Below are 11187 nucleotides of genomic sequence, written 5' to 3'. Positions count from 1 at the left end.
GTGCGGCGGCGGCGGGCAGGGCGACGCCCTGATCGTCAAGGTCTGACCGGCCCTGATCGTCCAGGTCCGCGACACGGGGCCCGTGCCCGCGGACATCCGGCAGCGCCCGGTCCGAAAGGGCCGGGCGCTGTTGTTTTCCATGCCGCCCGAGGCATCGCGCGGGAAGGGAGAGAGCGCCCGATCTGTCCGTTCCGTCCGGTGTGACCGGTGCGACTACGACCGAACGTAGTTGGTGCGGCACAATGGGCGGCATGGCCTCTTTCGACCCGCGCACCGTCGCCGGTAGGTTCCGTCTGTTCGCCGTTCTGGAAGCCGTGTCCTGGGCAGGTCTGCTCATCGGCATGGCCTTCAAGTACCTGCCCGCCGAGGGCAACGAGATCGGCGTGAAGATCTTCGGCCCGGCGCACGGCGCCGTCTTCGTGCTGTTCGTGCTCGCCGCGCTGCTGACCGCGCGCGAGTTCGAGTGGAACTGGAAGACCACCGTTCTGGCGCTGCTGTCGAGCATTCCGCCGTTCTGCACCGTCGCCTTCGAGGTGTGGGCGGTGCGCACCGGCAAGCTCGCCGAGCCGTCGGCCGACGGCGCCGTCCTGGCGAAAACGACGGATGCGGCCGCCCCGGCGCGCGCCGCTTCGTGACAAACTGGGAACCGTGACTCGACCAGCAGCACGTCGTCCTTCGCCAGCGATCGCCGCCGCCATGTCCGGGGCGGTCGATCTGTCCAGTCTGAAGCAGCCGCCCGCCGCCCCGGGAGCTTCCGGCGGCGCGCCCAGCGGTGACCACGCCGTCTCGGAAGTCGATTTCGAAGCCAAGGTCCTGCACCGGTCCATGCAGGTGCCGGTCGTCGTGGCCCTCTACTCCCAGCGCAGTCCCGGCAGCGTCGAGCTGGTGCGGACATTGCAGCGCATGGTGGAGGCCGACGGCGGGAAGTGGGCGCTGGCCGCGGTCGAGGCCGAGCCCAACATGCGCATCGCGCAGGCGCTGCGGGTGCAGGGCATCCCGACCGTGATCGCCATCGCGGCAGGCCAGCCGCTGGCCGACTTCGAGGGCGCGCAGCCCGAGCCGCAGGTGCGCCAGTGGATCGACGCGGTGGTCGAGGCCGTGGCGGGCAAGCTGGAGGGCCCGGGCGGGGAAGCGCCGCCCGAGCCGGAGGACCCGCGGTTCGTGGCCGCCGAGGAGGCGCTCGAGCGCGGCGACTTCGAGGGCGCGCAGGCCGCCTACGAGGCGATCCTGTCCGCCGAGCCCGCCAACGCCGAGGCCAAGGCCGCGCTGCGGCAGGTGAAGTTCCTGGCCAAGGCGCAGAACCTGCCCGAGTCGGCGATCGCCACCGCCGACGCCGCCCCGGGCGATGTGGACGCCGCCATCGACGCCGCCGACCTCGAGGTGCTCCAGCAGCAGCCGGAGGCGGCCTTCGACCGGCTGATCGCGGTCGTCAAGCGCACCGCGGGCGACGAGCGCACCAAGGCGCGCACGCATCTGCTCGAGCTGTTCGAGCTGTTCGACCCGGCCGAGCCGATCGTGGTGGCGGCCCGGCGCAAGCTCGCCGCCGCGCTGTACTGACCCGCGACGCCACGAGTCGGCGGCGGGCCCGGCTCAGACGGTCGGGCCCGCCAGCCAGACGGCGGAGTTGGGTGCGAGCGCCACGGTCGCCGAGTAGGGGCGGCCGTGCCAGCGGATCTCCTCGGTGCGCACCGCGCCCAGGTTGCCGATGCCGGAGCCGCCGTACTCGATCGCGTCGGTGTTGAGCACCTCGGTCCACTCGCCCGCGACCGGAAGGCCGAGGCGGTACTCGCCGTGGGTGGTCCCGGAGAAGTTGAACACGCAGGCCAGCACCGAGCCGTCGGCGCCGTAGCGCAGGAAGGCCAGTACGTTGCGCTCGCGGTCGTCGGCTTCGATCCAGGCATAGCCGCCGGGCGTGGTGTCCTGGCTCCACAGCGCGGGCGTCGCCCGGTAGACGCGGTTGAGGTCGCGCACGGCGGTGGCGATGCCGCGGTGCAGCGGGTTGTCCAGATCCTCCCAGTCCAGGCCGCGGTCGTGCGACCACTCCCGGTGCTGGCCGAACTCCTGGCCCATGAACAGCAGTTGCTTGCCCGGGTGGGCCCACATGTAGGCCAGCAGCGCGCGCACGCCCGCGGACTTGGCGAAGTCGTCGCCGGGCATCCGTGTCCAGAGCGTGCCCTTGCCGTGCACCACCTCGTCGTGGCTGATGGGCAGCACGTAGTTCTCGCTCCAGGCGTAGACCATGGAGAAGGTGATCTCGTGGTGGTGGTAGGCCCGGTGGATCGGATCGCGCCCGAGGAAACCCAGGGTGTCGTGCATCCAGCCCATGTTCCACTTCATGGTGAATCCGAGGCCGCCGACATCGGCGCCGCGGGTGACCCCCGGCCAGGTGGTCGACTCCTCGGCGACGGTGACCACGCCGGGGTGGGCCCGGTGCACGACCTCGTTGAGTTCGCGCAGGAAGGCGACGGCCTCCAGGTTCTCCCGGCCGCCGTGCACGTTGGGCTCCCAGTCGCCGCCGCGTGAGTAGTCCAGGTAGAGCATGGAGGCCACCGCGTCGACGCGCAGGCCGTCGATGTGGAATTCCTCGATCCAGTAGCGGGCGTTGGCGACCAGGAAGTTGCGGACCTCGTCGCGGCCGAAGTCGAAGACGTAGGTGCCCCAGTCGGGCTGCTCGCCGCGGCGCGGGTCGGGATGCTCGTAGAGCGGGGTGCCGTCGAAGCGGGCCAGCGCCCACTCGTCGCGCGGGAAGTGGGCGGGCACCCAGTCCAGCAGCACGCCGATGCCCGCGCCGTGCAGGTGGTCGACGAAGGAGCGGAAGTCGTCGGGGGAGCCGAAGCGGGCGGTCGGGGCGTAGTACGAGGTGACCTGGTACCCCCAGGAGCCGCCGAAGGGGTGCTCGGCGACCGGCAGCAGCTCGACGTGCGTGTAACCGGCCTCGCGGACGTAGTCGGCCAGCTGTTCGGCCAGTTCTCGGTAGCCGAGGCCGGGACGCCAGGAGCCGAGATGCACCTCGTAGACGCTCATCGGGGAGCGGGTGGCGTCGGTGCTCGCGCGGCGGGCCAGCCACTGCTCGTCGTGCCAGGTGTAGTGGCTCTCGGTGACCACGGAGGCGGTGCGCGGCGGCACCTCGGTGGCGAAGGCCAGTGGGTCGGCGTGGTCGACGACGCGGCCGTCGGCGCCGTGCACCCGGTACTTGTACCTGGTGCCGGGGGTGACGCCGGGGACGAAGACCTCCCAGACGCCCGAGTCGCCGAGGGCGCGCATGGGGGCGGTGCGCGCGCCCCAGCTGTCGAAATCGCCGAAGACGGTGACGCCGCGGGCGTTCGGGGCCCACACCGCGAAGGAGGTTCCGGCGACCGGGCCGTCGAGGGTGTCGTAGCGGCGCGGGTGCGCGCCGAGCACGTGCCACAGGTGCTCGTGGCGGCCGGTGCCGATCAGGTGCAGATCGAATTCGCCCAGGGTGGGCAGGAATCGGTAGCCGTCGGCGGACTCGACGGTGTGCCCGCCGGGGTAGGTGGTGGCCAGCCGGTAGTCCATCAGTTCGGGATAGGGCAGCACACCGGCGAACATGTCGTAGCCGACGAACTCGAGCGGATGCTCTTGCCCGCCGACGCGCACGCGCACCGACTCGGCGTGCGGGCGCAGCACCCGCACGACGGTGCCCTCGGCGTGCGGGTGCGCGCCGAGCACGGTGTGCGGGTCGCGGTGGGTGCCCGCCGCGAGCAGCATGAGGTCGCGGGTCGCGACCAGCGGGCCGCCGCGCTCGGACCCCGTTCGGCCGCTCATCGCAGGCTCCTGCGGTGGGCCAGGGCGGCGCGGGCGTCGGGCGGGACCGGCGGCAGCGCGACGATGTGCGCGACCGCGCGCACCGGGTCCAGACGCACCCAGTTGTGCTGACCCCAGTGCCATTCCTCCCCGCTGACCTCGTCGCGCACCACCGGGTGGTCGTGCCACTCCCGGCCGATGGCCGGCAGGTCGAGCGACAGGAAGCCCTCCTCCGGCCCGAAGGGGTTGAGGTTGATCACCACCAGCACGGCGTCGCCGCCGGCGGGGTCGAACTTGGAGTAGGCGATCAGGGCGTCGTTGTCGACGTGGTGGAAATGTATGCAGCGCAACTGTTGCAGCGCCGGGTGCGCGCTGCGGATCTCGTTCAACCGGGTCAGCCACGGCTCGAGCGATTCGCCGCGCTCCAGCGCGCCGGCGAAGTCGCGCGGGCGCAGCTGGTACTTCTCGGAGTCGAGGTACTCCTCGCTGCCCGGTCGCACCGCCTGGTGCTCGAACAGCTCGAAGCCGGAGTACACGCCCCAGGTGGGGGCCAGCGTGGCGGCCAGCGCCGCGCGGATGGCGAACATGCCCGGCCCGCCGTGCTGGAGGCTCTCGTGCAGGATGTCGGGGGTGTTGACGAACAGGTTCGGCCTGGCCTCGTCGGCCTTGGCGGCCAGCTCGTTGCCGAACTCGGTCAGCTCCCACTTGGCGGTGCGCCAGGTGAAATAGGTGTAGGACTGGCTGAATCCGCGCCTGGCGAGACCGTACAGGCGCGCGGGGCGGGTGAACGCCTCGGACAGGAAGATGACGTCGGGGTCGTCCTCGCGCACCGTGGCGATGAGCCACTCCCAGAAGTCGGCGGGCTTGGTGTGCGGGTTGTCGACGCGGAAGATCTTCACGCCGAGGCCGATCCAGTGCCGGACCACGCGCAGGATCTCGGCGTAGAGGCCGTCGGGGTCGTTGTCGAAGTCCAGCGGATAGATGTCCTGGTACTTCTTCGGCGGGTTCTCGGCGTAGGCGATGGTGCCGTCGGGCAGGGTGGTGAACCACTCCGGGTGCTCGCGCACCCACGGGTGGTCGGGGGCGCACTGCAAAGCGAGGTCGAGAGCCACCTCCAGGCCCAGTTTCCCGGCGGCGGCGACGAATTCGGTGAAATCGGCCTCGGTGCCCAGCGCGGGATGGATCGCGTCGTGGCCGCCGTCCTTCGAGCCGATGGCCCAGGGGGAGCCGACGTCGCCGGGGCCGGCGACCAGGGAGTTGTTGGGGCCCTTGCGGTTCACCTCGCCGATGGGGTGGATGGGTGGCAGGTAGACCACGTCGAAGCCCATGCCCGCGATGCGCGGCAGCTCGGCGGCGGCGGTGGCGAAGGTGCCGTGCACCGGGTTGCCGTCGGCGTCGCGGCCGCCGGTGGAGCGGGGGAAGAACTCGTACCAGGAGCCGAAGAGCGCGCGGGTGCGCTCGACCAGCACGTGGTGGGCCGGGCCGCGGGTGACCAGCTCGCGCAGCGGATGGTTGCGCAGGATCTCGGCGATCTCGGCGGAGAAGGCCGGTGCGACCCGGGCGGGTAGCTGGTCGTCGCCGCGCAGCGCCGTCGCGGCCGCCCGCAGCTTCTCGAACTCGGCCTTGCGCACGGTCTGGGCGAGCCGTTCGAACAGCCTGGCCCCGATCTCGAGGTCGTTGGCCAGATCGGCCGCGGTCTGGCCGACGGCGAGCTTGGCCTCGACCGCGTGACGCCAGGTGGCGATCGGATCGCTCCAGCCCTCGACGCGCACGGTCCACAGGCCGGGGGTGTGCGGGACGAAGACGGCGTCGAAGACGTCGGGCTCGGCCGCCGGGGTCATCCTGGTGCGGGAAGGCCGGTTCGCGCCGGGGGCGCGCACGGCGATGTTGGCGGCGACGGCGTCGTGCCCCTCGCGCCACACCACGGCGCGCACCGGGAACACCTCACCCACCACCGCCTTGGCCGGGCGGCCGCCGGGGATAAAGGGAGCAGTGTCATCGATGGCGATGCGGCCGGTCACGTGCACCAACCTACTGGACGATCCGAGACCGCGACGGGTGTGGCCGTTCGGCCCGCTGAGCTGTGTCAACGGCCGGTTTCATGATCGGCGGGGGCCAGCGGGCCCGTGTAGGGTACTGCCGGTGAAGGCATTGCGTCGGTTCACTGTCCGTGCTCATCTGCCCGAGCGGCTGGCGGCTCTCGGTGAGCTGTCCACGAACCTGCGGTGGTCCTGGCACCCGCCGACGCAGGACGTGTTCGCCGCCATCGACCCGCAGTTGTGGCGTGCGGTCGACCACGATCCGGTGCGGATGCTCGGCGAGGTCCCCGCCGCCCGGCTCGACGAACTCGCCACCGACCCCGGTTACCTCGCCCTGGTCGACGCGGCCGCCGCCGATCTGCGCGACTACCTGGGCGCGGCCACCTGGTTCCAGCGCCAGGGCCGCGAGGACGAGGTGGCGGGCATCGCCTACTTCTCGATGGAGTTCGGCGTCACCGAGGTGCTGCCGAACTACTCCGGCGGCCTGGGCATCCTGGCGGGCGATCACCTGAAGGCGGCCTCCGATCTCGGCCTGCCGTTGATCGGTGTCGGCCTGCTGTACCGCTCCGGCTACTTCCGGCAGTCGTTGTCGGCGGACGGCTGGCAGATCGAGCACTACCCGGCGCTGGACCCGCAGGGGCTGCCGCTGCGCCTGCTCACCAGCGAGGGCTCGGCGGTGCTGGTGCACGTGGCCATGCCCGATGGCCGGGTGCTGCGCGCACGGGTGTGGATCGCCCAGGTCGGCCGGGTGCCGCTGCTGCTGCTCGACTCCGACATCGCCGAGAACGACGCCGACCTGCGCGCGGTGACCGACCGCCTCTACGGCGGCGATCAGGACCACCGCATCAAGCAGGAGATCCTGGCAGGCATCGGCGGCGTGCGGGCGGTGCGCGCCTACACCCGCGCCGAGGGGCTGCCCGATCCCGAGGTCTTCCACATGAACGAGGGCCATGCCGGCTTCCTCGGGGTGGAACGCATCCGCGAGTACGTGGCCACCGGCATGGACTTCGACACCGCGCTGACCGTGGTGCGCGCCTCGACGGTGTTCACCACCCACACCCCGGTCCCGGCCGGCATCGACCGGTTCCCGATGCCGATGGTGCGCCGCTACTTCGGCGGCGCGCACGGCGAGGCCGAGTCGGCGCTGCTGCCCGGCCTGTCGGTGGACCGCATCCTGGCGCTGGGCCGCGAGGCCGACCCCTCGGTCTACAACATGGCCCACATGGGCCTGCGGCTGGCCCAGCGCGCCAACGGCGTCTCCCGCCTGCACGGCGAGGTGAGCCGCGGCATGTTCGCCGCGCTGTCGCCGGGCTTCGATCCGCAGGAGGTGCCGATCGGGTCGGTCACCAACGGCGTGCACGCGCCCACCTGGGCGGCCAGGGAATGGGTGGACAAGGCGCGCGAGCTGGTCGGTCCCGAGCTGGTCGAGGAGGGGCGCGGCTGGGAGAAGCTGCGCGAGGTCGACCTCGGTGAGCTGTGGTCGACCCGCAACACCCTGCGGGCCACGCTGGTCGCCGAGGTGCGCCGCAGGTTGCGGATCTCCTGGCTGGAGCGCGGCGCCGCCGAGGCCGAGCTCGGCTGGATCGACGAGGTGTTCGACCCGGACGTGCTGACCGTCGGCTTCGCGCGCCGGGTGCCGACCTACAAGCGGCTGACCCTCATGCTGCGCGATCCCGAGCGGCTGCGCGGGCTGCTGCTTGACCCGGACCGCCCGATGCAACTGGTGGTGGCGGGCAAGAGTCATCCGGCCGACGACGGCGGCAAGGCGCTCATCCAGCAGGTCGTGCGCTTCGCCGACGACCCGGAGTTGCGCCACCGCATCGTCTTCCTGCCCGACTACGACATGTCCATGGCCCGGTATCTGTACTGGGGTTGCGACGTGTGGCTCAACAACCCGCTGCGCCCGCTGGAGGCGTGCGGCACCTCGGGCATGAAGTCGGCGCTCAACGGCGGTCTCAACCTGTCCATCCGGGACGGCTGGTGGGACGAGATGTACGACGGCGAGAACGGCTGGGCCATCCCCACCGCCGACGGCGTGCGCGACGAGCACCGCCGCGACGATCTGGAGGCCGCCGCCCTCTACGAGCTGTTCGAGCGCGCGGTGGCCCCGCGCTTCTACGACCGCGACGCCGCCGGCCTGCCGGTGCGCTGGGTGGAGATGGTGCGCCACACCCTCCAGACCCTCGGCCCGAAGGTGCTGGCCTCGCGCATGGTGCGCGACTACGCGGTGGAGTACTACGCGCCGGCGGCCGCCGCCTTCCGCCGGGTGAGCGCCGACGACTTCGCCGGGGCCCGCGCGCTCGCCGAGTACCGCAGGCGGGTCGAGGGCGCCTGGGGCGCGGTCAAGGTGGTGCAGGTCGACAGCGCGGGCCTGCCCGACACTCCGGTCATCGGCGCTCCGCTGTCGCTGACCGCGCGGATCGATCTGGGCGGGCTGTCGGTCGCGGACGTGCGGGTGCAGGCGGTGCTGGGCCGGGTGGGTGTCGACGACGAGCTCACCGATGTCACCAGCGTCGAGATGGCGCACGCGGGCGGCGAATCGGGGACCGAGGTGTTCACCGTGCAGACGTCGCTGTCGGTGTCCGGCGCGGTCGGGTACACGGTGCGGGTGCTGCCGAGCCACCCGCTGCTGGCCTCGCCCGCCGAACTGGGGCTGGTCGCCGCGCCCTGACCGAGCTGATCGCAGCCGGGCCGTCGTTCGCGCCGCGGTCGCCGAAGCCGTGCGCGCGGGCGGGGCCGGGTGCGGTCGCCGGTGAGGGCGGTCACGAGTGCGGTCGGGTCGTCGCGGGCGCCGGCCAATCCTCCGCTAACGTGCCTGGGGCCACCCTTCCCCCATCACGACCGGAGAACCGCCATGGCAACCCCGACGCGGCCGAGCGGCCCTGGTCGCATCGACAGCTACTTCGGCGTCACCGAGAACGGATCGACCTACCGCCGCGAGATCATGGCGGGCACGATCACCTTCCTGGCGATGTCCTACATCCTGGCCGTCAACCCGAGCATTCTCGGTGACCAGGGCGCGCTGGGCGAGCAGGGCATCCCCATGCAGGCGGTGTTCACCGCGACCGCGGTGGCGGCGGTGTTCGGCACGCTGGTCATGGGCCTGTGGGCCCGCTACCCGATCGCGCTCGCGCCGGGCATGGGGCTCAACGCCTTCTTCGCCTTCTCCGTGGTGATCGGGATGGGCATCCCCTGGCAGGTGGCGCTGTCGGGCACCTTCCTGTCCGGCGTCATCTTCTTCCTGCTGGCCGTCACCAAGATCCGTGAGCGCATCCTCGACGCGATCCCGTTGCAGCTCAAGCTCGCTGTCGGCGCGGGCATCGGCCTGTTCGTGGCCTTCCTCGGCTTCAAGAACGCGGGCATCGTGGTGGCCAGCGAGTCCACCTTCGTCACCCTCGGCGACTTCACCGAGCCCGCGACCATGCTCGCCCTGTTCGGGCTGCTGATCACGGTGATCTTCCTGGTCAAGGGCTGGCACGGCGCGGTGCTCTACGGCATCGTGCTGACCACGCTGGTCGGCCTGCTCACCGGACTGGTCGATGTGCCGGACGGGATCTTCGCGTTGCCGCGCGGCCTGGACGAGACCTTCGGCGAGGCGATCGCGCACCTGCCCGACGCCTTCACCGGGCAGATGGCCATCGTCGTCCTGACCATGCTGTTCGTCGACTTCTTCGACGCTTCCGGCACTCTGATCGGCGTGGCCAAGCAGGCCGGGCTGCTGACCCCGGAGGGCAGGCTGCCGCGCGCCATGCAGGCCTTCGCCGCCGACTCGGTGGGCACCGCCGCGGGCGCGGTCATCGGCACCTCGACGACCACGGCCTATGTCGAGTCGACGGCGGGCGTGAGTTCCGGTGGCCGCACCGGATTGACCGCGGTGACCACCGCGGGCTGGTTCCTCGCCGCCATGTTCTGCTATCCGGTCTTCACGGTGGTGGCGAGCGCGGGGGAGGTGACCGCGCCCGCCCTGATCGTGGTCGGCGTGCTCATGGCACGCGCGCTCGGCGAGATCGAGTGGAACGAGTTCGAGTACTCGATCCCGGCGTTCATCACGGTGGTGATGATGCCGCTGACCTATTCGATCGCGAACGGTCTCGCGCTGGGCATGATCTTCTACCCGATCGTGATGACCGCCCGCGGCCGGTTCCGGGAGGTGCACCCCGTGATGTGGGGGCTGCTGGTGATCTTCCTCGGATACTTCTTCTTCCTGGCCGAATGACAACTGCTTAATGACATGACACCTGGGGCGAGCGCTAGCCGGGCGAGGTCTGCGTGACCGTCGCGGTGTGCTCGCCCAGCCGCGGCGGGGCGCTGCGGTAGGTGGCCGGTGTGGCGCTGAGCTTGATCGGGTTGGCGATCTGGCGGACCGGCGCGTCCCGGTGCGGATCGTCGATCGTGACCACCGGGTCGATGCCGAGCTTCTGCGCGAAGGCCACCGCGTCCGCGATGTCGTTGACCGGGCCGGATGGCACTCTGGCCGCCGACAGCGCGTCGGCCCAGGCGTCGGCGGTGTCTCGCGCGAGCAGTTCGTCGAGCAGTTTCTTCAGCTCCGCGCGATGGGCGACCCTCGCGGTGTTGGTGGCGAAGCGTTCGTCGGCCGCCAGTTCCGGGGCGCCGAGCACCTCGGTCAGCGCGGCGAACTGCCGGTCGTTGCCCACCGCCAGGATCAGCGGCCGGTCGGCGGCCCGGAACACCTCGTAGGGCGCGATGCTCGGGTGCCGGTTGCCCATGGCCACCGGCACCACCCCGGCCCCGACATAGGCCGAGGTCTGGTTGGCCAGCGCCGACAGCAGCGACGACAGCAGGTCCACCTCGACGCGCTGGCCCTCGCCGGTGCGGTCGCGATGGCGCAGCGCGGCCAGGATGCCCAGCGCCGCGTGCATGCCGGTGATCACGTCGACCACCGCCACCCCGACCTTGGTCGGCGTCCCTGGGTCGGGTCCGGTGATGCTCATCAGGCCGCCGACCGCCTGGATCAGCAGGTCGTAGCCGGGCAGCGCGTTGTCGCGGCCGAAGCCGGTGATGGAGCAGTACACGATGTCGGGGTTGAGGGCGCGCACCTGCTCGTAGCCGAGGCCGAGCCGGTCGAGTGTGCCGGGCAGGAAGTTCTCCACCAGCACGTCGGCGCGGGCCGCCAGGGCGCGCGCGGCATCCAGGTCGGCCGGGTCGGACAGGTCGAGCGCGGCGGAGCGCTTGTTGCGGTTCACACCGAGGAAGTAGGTCGATTCGTCACCGGACCAGGGTGGGCCCCAATGCCTGGTGTCGTCGCCCGCGCCCGGGCGTTCGATCTTGACCACCACGGCGCCGAGGTGGGCCAGCAGCAAGGTGGGGTTGGGGCCGGCGAGCACGCGGCCGAAGTAGGCGATCACCACCCCGTCGCGCGCGC

General features: G+C 71.5%; 7 protein-coding genes. 4 read left to right on the top strand and 3 right to left on the bottom strand.

The features are described 5' to 3' along the window. The first annotated feature begins 242 nt into the window (after nucleotides 1-242). Both QH283_RS21680 and QH283_RS21675 read left to right on the top strand, forming a co-directional pair. Nucleotides 243-635 (top strand): DUF3817 domain-containing protein, encoded by a 393-nt coding sequence (locus tag QH283_RS21680; protein ID WP_280504812.1) that lies wholly within the window; start codon nucleotides 243-245, stop codon nucleotides 633-635. Between the two features lie 61 nt (nucleotides 636-696). Beyond that, on the top strand, nucleotides 697-1557 hold the full coding sequence (locus QH283_RS21675) for a tetratricopeptide repeat protein (RefSeq protein ID WP_280504811.1): 861 nt from the start codon (nucleotides 697-699) through the stop codon (nucleotides 1555-1557). Between the two features lie 33 nt (nucleotides 1558-1590). On the opposite strand, the gene glgB is transcribed toward QH283_RS21675, so the two are convergent. Both glgB and QH283_RS21665 read right to left on the bottom strand, forming a co-directional pair. Beyond that, on the bottom strand, nucleotides 1591-3786 hold the full coding sequence (gene glgB, locus QH283_RS21670) for a 1,4-alpha-glucan branching protein GlgB (RefSeq protein WP_280504810.1): 2196 nt from the start codon (nucleotides 3784-3786) through the stop codon (nucleotides 1591-1593). Next, the gene (locus QH283_RS21665) at nucleotides 3783-5786 is read right to left on the bottom strand and encodes an alpha-1,4-glucan--maltose-1-phosphate maltosyltransferase (RefSeq protein ID WP_280504809.1); all 2004 of its coding nucleotides are present in this window, start codon (nucleotides 5784-5786) and stop codon (nucleotides 3783-3785) included. Before QH283_RS21665 ends, glgB begins: the two co-directional genes overlap by 4 nt. Nucleotides 5787-5907: 121 nt before the next feature. Here QH283_RS21665 and glgP point away from each other — a divergent pair, with 121 nt between their 5' ends. Both glgP and QH283_RS21655 read left to right on the top strand, forming a co-directional pair. Beyond that, on the top strand, nucleotides 5908-8475 hold the full coding sequence (gene glgP / locus QH283_RS21660; protein WP_280504808.1) for an alpha-glucan family phosphorylase: 2568 nt from the start codon (nucleotides 5908-5910) through the stop codon (nucleotides 8473-8475). A gap of 183 nt (nucleotides 8476-8658) precedes the next feature. Then, nucleotides 8659-10020, top strand: coding sequence for an NCS2 family permease (locus QH283_RS21655; RefSeq protein WP_280504807.1), 1362 nt, complete (start codon nucleotides 8659-8661; stop codon nucleotides 10018-10020). 34 nt (nucleotides 10021-10054) lie between these two features. On the opposite strand, the gene QH283_RS21650 is transcribed toward QH283_RS21655, so the two are convergent. Then, the gene (locus tag QH283_RS21650) at nucleotides 10055-11173 is read right to left on the bottom strand and encodes a CaiB/BaiF CoA transferase family protein (RefSeq protein WP_432420760.1); all 1119 of its coding nucleotides are present in this window, start codon (nucleotides 11171-11173) and stop codon (nucleotides 10055-10057) included. Nucleotides 11174-11187 lie beyond the last annotated feature (14 nt).

The sequence above is a fragment of the Nocardia farcinica genome (assembly GCF_029867845.1).
Lineage (GTDB): Bacteria > Actinomycetota > Actinomycetes > Mycobacteriales > Mycobacteriaceae > Nocardia > Nocardia farcinica_A.
Note: the sequence above shows the minus strand (reverse complement) of the source record. Positions and strands in the feature narration are given on the sequence as shown.